We start from the raw sequence: 13,732 nt of genomic DNA, 5'->3' as shown, positions 1-13,732 counted from the left end.
ATCTAACAATAATCAGTAAGGAAGTATAATATTCATCTCAAATTATGAGGGAGGACTTTGTTGTTTTTGCGACTTTCTTAATGATCATGAGAACATTTGCCGGACAATTGTATGATAAAAAAGGGCATATTGTCGTGTTCTTGCCAGGGATGTTTCTCATTTTAATTGCCATGGTGTTATTAGCTTGGCTACTCAATTCTTTTGTTCTCTATACAGCTGCTGCTTTGTATGGGTTAGGATTTGGTACCGTACAATCTGCCCTTCAAGCATGGGCAGTAAACCAAGCTCCGGATAACCGCAAAGGAATGGCGAATGCGACGTTTTTCTCCTTTTTTTGATTTGGGTGTAGGGGGTGGAGCGATCGGCTTTGGCTTTATTGCATCCGCGCTTGGTTATAGCTACATTTATGTTGCAGGTGCAATATCCATCGTACTTTCTATTTTGTTATATATATCATTGTTAGTAAAAGATAAGAAGTTACGGCAGTAAGAAGTAGTTTAATCAACATAAAATTCAGGCTGTTGAGATATATTTCTCAGCAGCTTTTTTAGGGTAAATTATCTTCATGACTCAATCCAATAGTAAAATTGATAAAAAAATTGCATACCAATGATGTGATCGGCGTATAATGATATATTTTTATATCTTTTATTCTGTTTTACAGAAACCTACTCTATTTAATATAAAAAATCATAAATAAAATATATTTTTGGTTGTTAAAAAACGCTTTATTTTATGGTTTGGAAGGTGTTTTTGGGGAATTATTCATTTTTTATTTGTATAAAACATATAAATATATCATTGACAGCAATGGTATATTATGTATAATTAATGATAACGTTTACATCGAGTGTATAAAGAATGATATAACAACTTTGGAAAGTTTGCTTCAAGTACAATTACATAAATGATAAGGAGGGAAATCGGTTTTATTTTCTGGAAAAATTCTAAAAAGTAAGGGGAGGTAACAATGAACAATTCTATCTTTCATAAGTCAATGGTTGGTTTCTGTTTAGCGATAGTTTTGGTTTTGGCTGCTTGTTCTTCAGATGAAGAAAGCGGTGGTGATGCTGGTGGTGAAAATACAGTGCAATTCTGGCATTCTATGACTGACACTTCTGGGGAAGCAGTAGAGTATGTGATAGAAGTGTTTGAAGAAGAAAATCCAGATATCAATATTGAAGCAACTTATGTAGCAAATCAAGGTGAGGGGCAAAACGAAAAATTATTAACAGCTATTGCCGGTGGAAACCCTCCTGATGTTGCCTATTTTGACCGGTTTGAAGTAGCCGCATGGGCTGCGCAAGGTTCCCTCGAACCCTTAACAGAGATGGCAGAAGAAGATGGAATAAGTCAAGATAATTATTATGATTTCGCATGGGAAGAGGTTAGTTATGAAGGTGATTTATACGGAATTCCAACAACAACCGATTCACGATTGCTTTTCTATAATAAAGATCATTTTGAAGAAGTAGGCTTAGATCCTGAAAATCCTCCTACAACAATTGAGGAATTGGAAGAAGCAGCGGAGAAATTAACAATCAAAGAAGGAAATCGCTTTGAAAGAATTGGTTTTATTCCTTGGTTTGGTCAAGGGTGGTTCTATGGCTGGGGCTGGTCATTTGGTGGGGATTTCTATGATGTAGAGACAGGAGAAGTAACCGCTGATGATCCTAAGAATGTGGAAGCGCTTGAGTGGATAACAGAGTTTGGCCAAAAATATGGTGTGGAAGATATTGCTGGCTTTACAGATTCTCAAGGTTCGGGCGCGATGGACCCATTTGTATCAGGTCAGATTAGTATGAAAATTGATGGTAACTTCGGTGTTGCAGCTTTAGAGAAATTTGCTCCTGATTTAAACTATGGTGTTACGCCAATTCCAACTCCTACAGGTGATAATTTCAAAACATGGTCTGGTGGCTGGTCTGTAGTAATCCCTAAGGGAGCTAACAATCAAGAAGGTGCATGGGAATTCTTGAAGTTCTTTGGTAGTGAGGAAGGGCAGAGGATTTTTAGTGAAACAAGTAGAGACTTCTCCGTAATTGAATCAGTAAATCAATCATTAGGGTATGACGAGGATCCAATATTCTCTGAATTTATTAATATATTGCCTGACTCTAATTCACGGCCAGTAATGACAGAAGGTTCCCTGTATTGGAATGCATTAGCGGATGCAGTGGAGGCTTCTACTCGTGGGAATGGCACACCAAAAGAGAATTTAGAGGAAGTAACTCAGCAAGTTACAGAAGCTTTGGGAGAATAGTCAGTAAAGGAGAAGATAACACTTCTCCTTTACCTCTTAAAAAGGGAGGTATCTAAATGAAGATAAAAGGAGACTCTGATCAGCCTTTAATACAGGAAAGCATGGAAGTTCCAATCAGGAAGAAGTCTAAAATAAGTGGCTCATCTGCGACGGGTTGGTTATTTGCTTCACCATGGGTAATAGGTTTAATACTATTTTATGCGTTTCCACTCTTCTCTTCTATTTATTTTAGCTTTACTACATATAGTATATTAAGCCCTGGTGAATTTGTCGGTTTAGGAAATTATAGGCAATTGATGAGTGATGGTTTATTTTGGAAATCTATATATAATACCATCTATTTTGCCATTTTCTTTGTTCCTTTAAGTATTATTATTGGGGTTGCGTTAGCCATGATGCTGAATATGAGAGTGAAAGGGATGGCTGTTTACCGTACGATTTTTTTTCTACCAACTCTAGTACCTCATGTGGCATTAGCGGTATTGTGGATGTGGCTACTAAATCCAGGTTTTGGATTAGTAAATGGTGCGCTAGATGCAATCGGCATTACAGGACCTAACTGGTTAGGAAGTGTAACATGGTCAAAGCCATCTTTAATACTAATGTCTTTATGGGCAATTGGACAGCCTGTAATTATTTATTTAGCAGGGCTCGGAGATATCCCGCAGGAATTATATGAAGCGGCTGATGTGGATGGTGCAAGCTGGCTACAAAAAATATTTACAGTCACATTGCCATTATTAACCCCGGTTATTTTTTTCAATTTGGTAATGGGAGCAATCGGTGCTTTTCAGCAATTTACCTTGCCATACACGATGACACAAGGGCAAGGAACGCCTGATAACTCACTAACCTTTTATGTCATGTATTTGTATGACAATGCCTTTAAGTATTTTAAGATGGGCTATGCATCGGCGATGGCATGGATTCTATTTATCGTTATCATGCTTTTAACAGCAGTCATTTTCCTTTCATCCAAACGTTGGGTGCATTACCAAGGGAAATAAAAAAAGGAGGTAGCTAGTGATGCAGCCAAAAGCTAAAAAGAATCTTTTGAGAATATCTGCTCACTTTGGTTTATTAATTGCTTCGGCGTTTTTCTTAGTACCATTCCTGTGGATGATGTCCACCTCATTGAAGCCAGTTACACAAATCTTTACTTATCCACCTGATTTTATACCTAATCCATTTCAATGGAGTAACTATATGGAAGCAACAGAATATATTCCATTTTTCACCTACTTATCTAATACGACCATTATTACAGTGTTCAGTACGATAGGGGTTATTATATCCTGTCCTCTCGTAGCATACAGCTTTGCTAAGCTAGAGTGGAAAGGTCGTAATGCGATGTTTATCATCACGATAGCAGTAATGATGATTCCGATGCAGGTCACGATGATCCCGCTTTTTCTCCTGTTTAATAAAATTGGTTGGGTAGGAACAGCGTTACCATTAATAGTGCCAGCCTTTTTCGGTGTACCATTCTCCATTTTTTTAATGAGACAATTTTTTATGGGTCTGCCCAACACATTACGTGATGCGGCAAAAATTGATGGGGCAAGTGAATTCAGGATTTATTGGCAAATTATGCTGCCTCTAGCTAAGCCAGCTGTGTTAGCTATTGGGTTATTTCAGTTTATGAATGTGTGGACTGACTTTATTGGGCCGTTGCTATATCTTACAGATGAATCACAATATACGTTGTCACTAGGTTTACAGCAATTCCAAAGCCAAAAAGGTACGGAATGGGGCTTGATGATGGCTGTTTCCACTATGATGACATTACCAATTATTGTTCTATTTTTCTTTATGCAGCGGACATTTATTCAAGGGATTACCTTTAGTGGCATCAAATAAATTAGTTTTCAATAGGAGGTTGTTGATATGGATTATCGAATTGGAATGCGTTTATCTCCGAATATTGGAGGAGAAGGTCTGGAGTATGCTGCTAACTGGGCAGCGAGTATAGGGTTAGAGGTGATGGATGTTCCAGAATGGAATCAAGATATAAAAGAAACACTTGATAGGCATGGACTTATAGTAGGTTCAATTGATGGCCGAGGTGCTGTGGGGAACACAAAACTATTAAGTTTAGATGCTGATAAAAGGAAACAAGCAGTATCCGATTTAAAAGAACAGATGTCTGAGGTCGCTGCTTTAGGTGGAAAGGTGCTATTTATGTGCTTGATTCCTGAGGAGAATAGTACGCCTAGGTCGAAAAGCTTTGAATTATGGAAAGAAACATTCCCTGAAATTGTTGCACATGCAGAAAGAGAGGATCTCTACATTGCTTTAGAAGGGTATCCAGGCCCAGACCCACACTACCCGACAATTGGCTGTACACCTGAGATGCTAAGAACGATGTTTAATTCGATTCCTTCTAAACATTTTGGTTTGAATTTTGATCCGTCTCACTTAGTACGCCTAGGGATAGATTATATGAGGGTATTAAAAGAATTTGGTGAAGATATAAATTACTGTCATGGTAAAGATACAGAAATACTACAGCAAGAGTTATATGAATATGGGGTTTTACCAGCAACATTTGGAACAAATATTGACTTTTCGGAAGGGTCTTGGAGATATACGATACCAGGTCATGGAGAAGTAGACTGGGGGAAAGTGGCTATAGGTCTTGAAGCTATAGGTTATAAAGGGCCGATTAGCATCGAATTAGAAGATCACCGTTATTGGGGTTCTCTTGAATTAGAAAAGCAAGGTATTATCAAAGCGAAGCAACATTTAGAGAGATATTTTAAATAAATGAATGGACATAAAAGGAGCGTTATGATGACTAGAAAAGTGAAGATTGGAATTATTGGAAGCGGTGGAATTGCAACAGCTCATACGAGAGCTTATTTAAGTTTTCCAGATGTAAAGATTATTGGTGTGGCAGATATTATACCCGGTAAGGCACAAAATTTTATTGATCAGCTTGGAATAGAAGGTGCTGTGGCATGTAGTAGTGTAAGAGAATTATTAGCGTTAGATATTGAAGCTGTAAGCGTTTGTACACCAAATGTAGCACATCATTCTGCCTCAGTTGAAGCGTTGAATGCAGGTAAGCACGTATTAGTTGAAAAGCCACTAGCTGTCACACTAGATCAAGGTATTGATATGGTAAAAGCAGCAAAAGATAATGACAGAATCTTAAGTGTGGGCTTCCAACCAAGATATGACCCCAATATGATAGCGGTTAAAGAAATAATCGATTCTGGAAAACTAGGCGATATCTATTATATGCAAGCAGGTGGTGGTCGGCGTAGAGGAATGCCAGGCGGGACTTTTATTAATAAAGAATTAGCTGGAGCAGGAGCAATGGCGGATATTGGTTGTTATTCATTAGATTTAGTCTTAAATGCATTAAATTATCCTAAGCCATTAACGGTATCAGCTTATACCTCTAATTTATTTGGAACGAATCCAGCTTATCACCCTGAAGCTGATAAGTTTGAAGTAGAAGATTTTGGTGTAGCGATGGTTCGGCTAGAAGGTGGTAAAGTATTGAATTTCAAAATCTCCTGGGCTATGCATATGGATTCTTTAGGACCAACCTTATTCCTTGGAACAGATGCTGGCTTGAAATTAACACCGGCTGGTAAAGGTCCGTGGAGTGGTGTTTGGGATGGTGGTATCGGATCCATTGAATTATTCCATGATCTTAAACATCATCATGTAGAGACATCCATTCCTGTAAAGGAGCATACTGTTGATATTTTTAGAGAAAAGGTACGTGATTTCGTTACGGCAGTAAAAGAAAATAAACCGGCACCGATTCCTGCTGAAGAGATCTTGATCAACCAAGCCATTATTGATGGCATCTTGCGATCGTCAGAATTAGGAAGAGAGGTAGAAATTCATATTCCGGAAATTTGATCAATTACTAAAGGAGCGATAACATGGAACTAGATGGCCTAGCAGGAAAAGTATATAAAGTTACCGAATGGTTAATGATGATAGTTGTCACTAATTTGCTATGGTTTTTGTTTAACATGCCTATCGCTTATTTAACTTTCATGTTATTGGTCGTCGACGATCTAAGAGAAGTAATGGCGTTTTCCGTATATATCCTTATTTTAGTTCCGTTCTTGTTTTTTCCATCCACTACAGCTATGTTTGGTACATTACGACATAAAATCATAAATGCGGATGATGATACGAGCATATTAAAGTTATTTATAACGAATTGGAAAGCTAATTATGTCAGAAGTATGCTGGGTGGGAGTATTTTTACCCTTCTTTGGATTATTTTAGTGGTTGATTATTTCTTTTTTGTAAATCAAGTAAATGAAAATTTTATGTATGTATTTATGTTGATCGTTTTTTTTCTAATCGTCATCACATTACATTTCTTTTCTGTGACTGTACATGTTCATACAAAGCTTTTCCAAGCCATAAAAAATGCTATAATAATATGTTTTGTTAACCCATTACTAACAATCATAATTGGTATTATAAGCTTAGTTATTATATATTGCAGCTTTCAAATAACTACATTTCTGATTCCGTTTTTTCTTGGATCACTTATAGCTTATATTGCGTTTTATGGTTTTTATCGCTTTTTTACTAAAATGGTGAAGACAATATCAATAACTTCTGAAAAGGTTAACTAGCTACTAGCTAGTTAACCTTTTGCTTATGGAAAAAAGGAATAATTTATGGCTGCCCTCTTTTTTTGTTATAATAATATATTAATGGAGTATACATCGTTGATCTTGAGGTGATAAAAATGAGAGCATTGTATGAGCAAGTGTATGAATCTCTGAAACAAGATATTCTTTCATTGAAATATGAAACTGGTGAAAAGATACCTTCTGAAAAAGAGATAGCAGAGGCGTTTTCAGTGAGTCGTATAACTAGTAAAAAGGCACTAGAAAAGTTGGTTCAAGAAGGTTTCGTATATCGACAAAGAGGAAAAGGAACATTTGTTTTGAATACGAGTCAAGTATCGGACCATGTTGAAAAAAAAAATCAAACAAAGCCAGTATTTGGTTTGATTGTCCCAAATTTTGCTGACAGCTATGGTACAGGGATTATTGAGGCGATTGAGGAAGAGGCAGATGGCAAATGTTTCATTATGTTGAAGCGTTCACATGGTATACCAGAACGTGAAGAAAAAGCGATTAAAGAGTTATTGGCATTTGGTGTCGATGGACTGATTGTATTTCCCGCAAAATCTGAGCATTATAGTTTGGAAATTATGAAAATGATTGTGAATAAATTCCCATTTGTATTAATTGACCGTAGTTTCAAAGGTATTGCTGCTCCGTCTGTATCTTCGGATAATTTTAATGCTGCTAAGAAAGGGGTTAAATATTTATTTGATATTGGTCATGAACATATAGGTATACTTATTCCAGAGGATTTTGAGATTACGACGATAGAAGAACGATTAAATGGAGTTGTAAGCGCCTTTGCAGAAAATGAGGTTAGTGTAAATAAAGCGTATTGGTGTGACACCATCAAAAGAGTTCCAACTACCGAAAAGAGAGATATTGAATTGATTAAACAATATTTAACAGATAACTCTGATTTAACCGCATTAATGGCGTTAGAATATAAAATTGCCGTCTTAGCGAAGATTGCAGTGGAACAGCTGGATAAAAAGGTACCTGAAGATATCTCGATACTCTCCTTTGACAGCCCAGCGTTAGGCTCAATGGAGTGGAGTTTTACACACTTAAAGCAGAATGAAGGAGAAATTGGCAGGCGAGCTGTTCAAAAACTATTAAAAATGCAAGAGAATGGCTTAGAATCTGAGAAAGAAGAGATCAAAGCTACCTTCCATGAAGGAAATTCCACGATGCCGCTTGTTAATGTCATTACTTCGGAGTTATAAGCGGGAGGGTGTTTTGGATGGGGGAAACAAAGGAGATTATAACTCCACCGTAGGCTTAACAAAATTTTAGGACAGTATTAACCAGAAACGGTTGATCCATCCAAAATAAATTTTTGAAATTCAAAAAAATATTAAAGTAAAACTTGAAACAAAAGCCACCCATTGTACAAAAAGTGGCTTTTTTAAAGTTACTTATTATATCTTTTTACGCTCGTATCTGAAATCACACCATCCAGTTCAACCCAAACGCAAAATAAAAAGCAGTTTATAAAGAATTTACATGTACTTCCATGTCATGTGGTACTTCTTCAAATTGTACTTCCGCTGTTTTGGTGTCAGCTTGCATATGAAACTACCTGAAAAAATTTCAAGAAAAGCCTGATTTTGTACACCGGAGTTAGTTAAAATCACATCTGGATGTTCTTCAAGTTCCCCAATCACAAATGGGTTATTTGTTTGTGCAGAGACAGCATTAAAAAACAGCTCTCGGATTCATTCAACCAAGAGCTGTGAATATATTTATAGTTAATCTTACATTAAATCATATACAGATTCCTCGAAATAGAGCCAGTGAAAATATTCTATTTGTTCGTCTGTCATGTTGAAGATGGTTTCTTTAGTAAATTTGTTTTTCTCTAGTAGGTGTTCCATTTTGTCATTTCTTTCTAATTGGCTCATATGAAGTCCTCCTCATGCTCTTCTTTCGAAGAGTTATACATTTGGTGAAGCGTTTTCATGTTGTTATCTTTATTATAAATCGCGATATGAGATAATACAAATATCAATTTGAGAACGATTGGACATGAAGTAATATGAGGTTGTTATAGTTAGCAGAAATCGTGTTTTACTGGGCCAATTGGCAAATTAGAGTTGACAACTTCCTTAAATTTAATACAATATAAGTTGGCTCTTTTATTAGAGCGGGTCGGGAGAGGGATAATTGAATAGAAGGAATTACATTGAGAAAAGATATTTTTCAATTAAAACAACATGAGACTAGCGTAAAACAAGAATTGTCTGCGGGATTAATCGGGTTTTTCACGATTGCTTACATTATTGCAGTGAATTCCTTGATCTTATCAGAAGCGGGTGTTCCTTTAGAAGGAGCAGTACTAGGAACCATCCTTACTTCTTTTGTCGGTTGTCTGATAATGGGGCTATATGCCAATGCTCCAATTCTAGTCGTTCCGGGTATGGGGATCAATGCGATGTTTACTTATACGCTTGTACAGTCGATGGAGCTTACGTGGCAGCAAGCGCTCGGAGTTACTACTGTATCTGGTTTTGTTTTCACATTGATTGCATTTTCATCGCTGACAACGGTGATAAAAAATGCGATTCCAGAATCGATTAAGCTGGCGATTAATATCGGAATTGGACTATTTCTTATGTTGATCGGTTTAGAGAAGGGGCATCTAGTTGAGCGGGGCGATCAATCTATTATTGCCTTGGGAGATTTCAGTGATCCTGCTGTTTTTGCGACAATTGTTACGTTTATCATTGCGTTAGTATTATTTATTCGCAATGTCAAAGGTAACTTCTTATGGACGATTCTGTTTGGAACTGGAATTGCTTATTTATTAGGAGTACTACCTTCTAAAACAAATGAGTCATTTTCGTTGCAAGGATATCAGGAAGTATTTGGAGCTTTTTCTTTCGGTGATTGGGCAACATTACCGTATTTAGTTGCGGTATTTTCGATTACTATGGTTGTGTTATTTGAGAATGTTGGTTTAACGTATAGCCATGTTGCTGCAACAAATCGCCCAGAGAAGTTTAAGAAAGCTTTTCAGTCAAATGGAATTTCGGTTATGTTATCTGGTCTTTTTGGCTCGAGTCCGACCGTATCAACTGCGGAAACAACGGCAGCTATTACGGCAGGCGGCCGAACAGGATTAACGACGATTACGACAGGTTTCTTGTTTTTAATTGTTACGTTTTTTATTCCATATATCCAAATGATTCCTGCCAATGCGATTGCGCCGGTATTGATGATCATCGGAGGACTTATGATTCAAGATATAAAGAAATTAGATTTGCGTGATCTAAGTGAGTCTTTCCCTGCGATATTTATTATTGTGATGATCCCTTTCACCTATAGCATTGCAGATGGAATTGCGATTGGATTTATTCTTTATGTGATTTTGAAATTAAGTACAGGGAGCGCACGAAAAGTATCCTTCACACTTTACGTGATCGCATGTCTGTTTTTACTTCATTTCATTATTCACTTTGCTGTTTGAGTCTTTGAATTTTCAAAGGCTCTTTTTTTGTTCTTTAGGCAAGATGTTGTGGTAAACTCCGCTAAAGGTTTAGCATCCTGTTTTTAACACTCATTAAAAACTATGTTAAACAATATGACAAAAATCAAGAATGTAATGAACATGTATGTTAGATTTAGATTAATCAGAACGATAGATCGGAGGTGCACTCGATATACACACATTGGAAAAATATACAGTCGGGGAATTGAAACAGAATTTAATGAAGCAAAATAATCAAGTGCATCAGGATATTTTTAAAATAGGATTAATTGAGCAACACGTCACTCTAATAGAAAACAAAATTATAATTGTATCGAAAAATAAAAGAATTCCTGTTTTGAATATCATCTATGAAACAAGTAAAGATGTTTCCCACATGATCGAAAGGTTAGTAAATATCAATTATAAAGAGCAATTGGAGAAAAAGTTGGTAGAACATTTTGATTTTGATATTGAAATCGTTCTACGAGACTATGATCCTACTAAAAATATGAATGTAACAATTATCATTCTGAGTAATAATATAACAAATTATGTGACTGGTTAAATGAACTCAATCTTTTGAGAGCAGGAAAACCGTCAGCTTATGATCTTAACATGGACGAGAGTCTATATTTTCGGAGATCTGAGTTGACGGTTTTTTCTATATTATAAATTGAATGAGGGAGTGGGTAATATGTACAAATTGGAAGTTGTAGAGGGCAGTAAAGTTTTCAGGAAAGGGGGGCAAGACATTATTGCATTACAGGAAACAAATATGAAAATCCCTGAAGGTAAATTTGTCAGTATAATCGGACCTAGCGGATGTGGTAAGTCTACATTATTTAATATGATAGCGGGTTTATTAAAACCTAGCTCTGGCGAAATTCTATTGGATGGCCAAAATATTATCGGAAAGAGTGGACATGTAGGGTATATGTTGCAGAAGGATTTATTACTTCCATGGCGGACGATACTGGCTAATATCATTTTAGGTCTAGAACTAAAGGGAGTGTCGAAAAAAGAAGCAGAAAAAAGAGCGATTCCCTTAATGGAAAAATACGGGTTAGGCGGGTTTGAAAATCATTATCCAGGTGAATTGTCAGGTGGTATGAAGCAAAGGGCCGCACTTCTTCGCACGTTGCTATATGATCAGGATGTTATTTTATTAGATGAACCATTTGGGGCTTTGGATGCTCAGACGAGACTACTGATGCAAACTTGGTTATTACAAATTTGGGGGGATTTTAAGAAAACAGTGCTATTTGTTACCCATGACATTGATGAGGCGATTTATTTATCGGATGAAATTTATGTGCTTTCACCTCGACCTGGGAGATTAAAGGAAATTGTTGCTGTTAATCTTCCTAGGCCAAGAGGTCAAGATACATTATCCATGTTGGAATTTGTTAATTTAAAGAAAAGATTACTTGGAATGTTAAAAGAAGATCAAGAGAGCCTTAATAAAGCTGAATAAGGAGGAAACAAGATGAATAGTGGATCTAATAACGTGGCGGTAAGTAAAGATCATATGACACAAAGAAGTGTTGTTCCTAAAGTTAAGAATCAATCCGAAGTAGATGATCCAGAGCAGAGAGAAAGTAGAACAAAAAATATCACGTTACTAGGCAGAATACTTGTTGGATTTCTTATTGTAATTGCCTGGGAGTTATTCACTCGAGTTGGTATACTAGATTCTTATTATTGGAGTAATCCTTCCACCATTGTCCAGACAGGCTGGACATCATTGACCGAAGGATCATTATTAATGGATTTGGCGTACACTTCAGGAGCAACTATTATCGGTTTTATATTAGGTACCTTTATTGGATCGTTGCTTGGGCTATCTTTTTGGTGGTCAGATCTATATTCCAGAATATCAGAACCTTATATAATTGCATTCAATGCTATCCCTAAGTTAGCGTTGGCGCCGGTATTAGTTATTATGTTTGGCATCGGTTTCTCCTCTAAAGTTATTTTAGCATTCATGATGACTGTCATTGTGACTGCGTTGGCAGCAAAAAGTGGTGTGCATTCCGTAGATAAAGATTTAGAAAAGATGTTATTTTCATTAGGTGCGAGTAGAAACCAAGTATTTTCGAAGGTCGTTATTCCATCTGCAATGCCTTGGATTGTGAGTAGTTTGAAAATTAATATAGCGTTGGCCTTAGCCGGGACGATAGTTGGAGAATTCATTAGTTCGAGACAAGGTATTGGAAGGATGATTTTATATGCAGGACAAATAATGGATACTAATCTCGTTTGGGTTGGTGTAGTGGTGTTGTCTGCCGTATCCATTCTTATGTACTTAGGTACGGTCTGGTTAGAACGATTCTTATTACAAGGAAGACCACAATAACAGAGGAAAAGGGGACAAGTTTATGAAAAAGCTGTTACTTATAGTAATTGTTTCTTTGATGGTTTTAGGTGGGTGTACGAATGCCTCAGGTGCTGAGGAACAACTGAAGAAAATTACAATTGCAGAACCACTTCATTTAATTGGATACTTGCCTTTATATGTTGCAATAAATGAAGGATATTTTGAGGAAGAAGGATTAGATGTAGAAGTAGTAACATCGACTGGAGGGGCACATGTCACCACCGTTATAAGTGGAGAAGCTTGGGGTAATATTGGTGGTCCAGAATCCAATCAAATGGCGAATGACGGAAGTGATGATCCGATTAAGTCTATTGTCAATGTTGTTAACAGGGCAAATGTGTATATCATGGCTGAAACGAATCAAGTATTGGAGGATGATAGTGAACAAGGATTGAAGGAGTTTTTTGAAGGAAAGACAATTGCTGCAGGACGATATGGAGGTAGCCCCAATCTCTTAACAAGATGGTTATTAATGAATGTTGGACTTGATCCTGATAGTGATGTCGTATTAGAAGAACCAGCTGACGGTTCCGCAGTTTTATCTTTAGTTGAGAATGGACAGGCTGATATGGCTGTTGGAGCAGAACCGCAAATAAATAGTGGTATTGACAAAAAAGTTTGGAATGAACCATTTTATAAATTTCCTGAAATTGGTGATTATGCTTATTCAGTTTTAAGTGTTAGACAATCAACAATTGAAGAAGATCCTGAAGCTGTTCAAGGTTTTGTAAATGCAGTTATTAAAGGGTTGAAAGCAGTGAATGACGATAAGGAATTAGCAATGAATGTGTTAAAAGAGGAATTTTCAACATCTTCTGAAGAGGATTTGCAAGCTTCATTGGACAGAGCGTATTCAGATGATTTGTGGAGTGTAGATGGATATATTTCTGAGGAAGCCGTTGAAAATGTAATGGAAGTAGTGGAACAAACAGGAGTGTATACAGATGGTTATGATTATGATGAATTAATCGATATGCAATTTGTTGAAAAGACAAATGAATAAC

13 protein-coding genes and 1 pseudogene are annotated in these 13,732 nt (G+C 36.7%); 13 read left to right on the top strand and 1 reads right to left on the bottom strand.

The window, feature by feature from the left end:
* Window positions 1-56: 56 nt before the first annotated feature.
* The 8 genes and pseudogenes from D569_RS23385 to D569_RS0101075 all read left to right on the top strand — a co-directional run.
* Window positions 57-489, top strand: a pseudogene (locus D569_RS23385) (MFS transporter); the annotation flags it as partial.
* A gap of 481 nt (window positions 490-970) precedes the next feature.
* Window positions 971-2,263 carry an ABC transporter substrate-binding protein gene (locus D569_RS0101105; RefSeq protein ID WP_018930548.1) on the top strand — a complete coding sequence of 431 codons (1,293 nt, stop codon included), beginning with the start codon at window positions 971-973 and terminating at the stop codon, window positions 2,261-2,263.
* A gap of 56 nt (window positions 2,264-2,319) precedes the next feature.
* A complete protein-coding gene (locus D569_RS0101100; protein WP_018930547.1) occupies window positions 2,320-3,270 on the top strand; it encodes a carbohydrate ABC transporter permease in 951 nt (316 codons plus the stop codon).
* A gap of 19 nt (window positions 3,271-3,289) precedes the next feature.
* Complete coding sequence (locus D569_RS0101095) at window positions 3,290-4,123, top strand: carbohydrate ABC transporter permease (protein WP_018930546.1); 834 nt, start codon at window positions 3,290-3,292, stop codon at window positions 4,121-4,123.
* 27 nt (window positions 4,124-4,150) lie between these two features.
* Window positions 4,151-5,029, top strand: a complete 879-nt coding sequence (locus D569_RS0101090; protein ID WP_018930545.1) for a sugar phosphate isomerase/epimerase family protein — start codon at window positions 4,151-4,153, stop codon at window positions 5,027-5,029.
* Window positions 5,030-5,056: 27 nt separating this feature from the next.
* Window positions 5,057-6,142 carry a Gfo/Idh/MocA family protein gene (locus tag D569_RS0101085; RefSeq protein ID WP_018930544.1) on the top strand — a complete coding sequence of 362 codons (1,086 nt, stop codon included), beginning with the start codon at window positions 5,057-5,059 and terminating at the stop codon, window positions 6,140-6,142.
* A 23-nt stretch (window positions 6,143-6,165) separates the two neighbouring features.
* Window positions 6,166-6,879 carry a YesL family protein gene (locus D569_RS0101080; protein ID WP_018930543.1) on the top strand — a complete coding sequence of 238 codons (714 nt, stop codon included), beginning with the start codon at window positions 6,166-6,168 and terminating at the stop codon, window positions 6,877-6,879.
* 116 nt (window positions 6,880-6,995) lie between these two features.
* Window positions 6,996-8,105 carry a GntR family transcriptional regulator gene (locus D569_RS0101075; RefSeq protein ID WP_018930542.1) on the top strand — a complete coding sequence of 370 codons (1,110 nt, stop codon included), beginning with the start codon at window positions 6,996-6,998 and terminating at the stop codon, window positions 8,103-8,105.
* Window positions 8,106-8,636: 531 nt separating this feature from the next.
* Here D569_RS0101075 and D569_RS24205 read toward each other — a convergent pair.
* Window positions 8,637-8,783 (bottom strand): BH0509 family protein, encoded by a 147-nt coding sequence (locus D569_RS24205; protein WP_018930541.1) that lies wholly within the window; start codon window positions 8,781-8,783, stop codon window positions 8,637-8,639.
* Window positions 8,784-9,064: 281 nt separating this feature from the next.
* Here D569_RS24205 and D569_RS0101060 point away from each other — a divergent pair, with 281 nt between their 5' ends.
* The 5 genes from D569_RS0101060 to D569_RS0101040 all read left to right on the top strand — a co-directional run bounded on the left by D569_RS0101060 (window position 9,065) and on the right by D569_RS0101040 (window position 13,731).
* Entirely contained in the window at window positions 9,065-10,348 is a 1,284-nt protein-coding gene (locus D569_RS0101060; RefSeq protein WP_018930540.1) for an NCS2 family permease, read from the top strand.
* A 397-nt stretch (window positions 10,349-10,745) separates the two neighbouring features.
* Window positions 10,746-10,916, top strand: a complete 171-nt coding sequence (locus tag D569_RS25110) for a hypothetical protein (RefSeq protein ID WP_425401980.1) — start codon at window positions 10,746-10,748, stop codon at window positions 10,914-10,916.
* 129 nt (window positions 10,917-11,045) lie between these two features.
* Entirely contained in the window at window positions 11,046-11,825 is a 780-nt protein-coding gene (locus tag D569_RS0101050) for an ABC transporter ATP-binding protein (RefSeq protein WP_018930538.1), read from the top strand.
* 12 nt (window positions 11,826-11,837) lie between these two features.
* On the top strand, window positions 11,838-12,707 hold the full coding sequence (locus tag D569_RS0101045; protein ID WP_018930537.1) for an ABC transporter permease: 870 nt from the start codon (window positions 11,838-11,840) through the stop codon (window positions 12,705-12,707).
* A 22-nt stretch (window positions 12,708-12,729) separates the two neighbouring features.
* Complete coding sequence (locus tag D569_RS0101040) at window positions 12,730-13,731, top strand: ABC transporter substrate-binding protein (RefSeq protein ID WP_018930536.1); 1,002 nt, start codon at window positions 12,730-12,732, stop codon at window positions 13,729-13,731.
* Window position 13,732 lies beyond the last annotated feature (1 nt).

It is taken from the genome of Gracilibacillus lacisalsi DSM 19029 (assembly GCF_000377765.1).
Taxonomy (GTDB): Bacteria; Bacillota; Bacilli; order Bacillales; family Amphibacillaceae; genus Gracilibacillus; species Gracilibacillus lacisalsi.
This window is presented reverse-complemented; position numbering and strand designations above follow the sequence as displayed.

What these genes read in the sequence shown, in the direction of transcription:
- D569_RS0101040 (WP_018930536.1), top strand. Translation starts at nt 12,730, where the DNA reads ATGAAAAAGCTGTTACTTATAGTAATTGTTTCTTTGATGGTTTTAGGT.
- D569_RS0101085 (WP_018930544.1), top strand. Translation starts at nt 5,057, where the DNA reads ATGACTAGAAAAGTGAAGATTGGAATTATTGGAAGCGGTGGAATTGCA.
- D569_RS0101090 (WP_018930545.1), top strand. Translation starts at nt 4,151, where the DNA reads ATGGATTATCGAATTGGAATGCGTTTATCTCCGAATATTGGAGGAGAA.
- D569_RS0101075 (WP_018930542.1), top strand. Translation starts at nt 6,996, where the DNA reads ATGAGAGCATTGTATGAGCAAGTGTATGAATCTCTGAAACAAGATATT.
- D569_RS0101100 (WP_018930547.1), top strand. Translation starts at nt 2,320, where the DNA reads ATGAAGATAAAAGGAGACTCTGATCAGCCTTTAATACAGGAAAGCATG.
- D569_RS25110 (WP_425401980.1), top strand. Translation starts at nt 10,746, where the DNA reads ATGATCGAAAGGTTAGTAAATATCAATTATAAAGAGCAATTGGAGAAA.
- D569_RS0101080 (WP_018930543.1), top strand. Translation starts at nt 6,166, where the DNA reads ATGGAACTAGATGGCCTAGCAGGAAAAGTATATAAAGTTACCGAATGG.
- D569_RS24205 (WP_018930541.1), bottom strand. Translation starts at nt 8,783, where the DNA reads ATGAGCCAATTAGAAAGAAATGACAAAATGGAACACCTACTAGAGAAA.
- D569_RS0101105 (WP_018930548.1), top strand. Translation starts at nt 971, where the DNA reads ATGAACAATTCTATCTTTCATAAGTCAATGGTTGGTTTCTGTTTAGCG.
- D569_RS0101045 (WP_018930537.1), top strand. Translation starts at nt 11,838, where the DNA reads ATGAATAGTGGATCTAATAACGTGGCGGTAAGTAAAGATCATATGACA.
- D569_RS0101050 (WP_018930538.1), top strand. Translation starts at nt 11,046, where the DNA reads ATGTACAAATTGGAAGTTGTAGAGGGCAGTAAAGTTTTCAGGAAAGGG.
- D569_RS0101095 (WP_018930546.1), top strand. Translation starts at nt 3,290, where the DNA reads ATGCAGCCAAAAGCTAAAAAGAATCTTTTGAGAATATCTGCTCACTTT.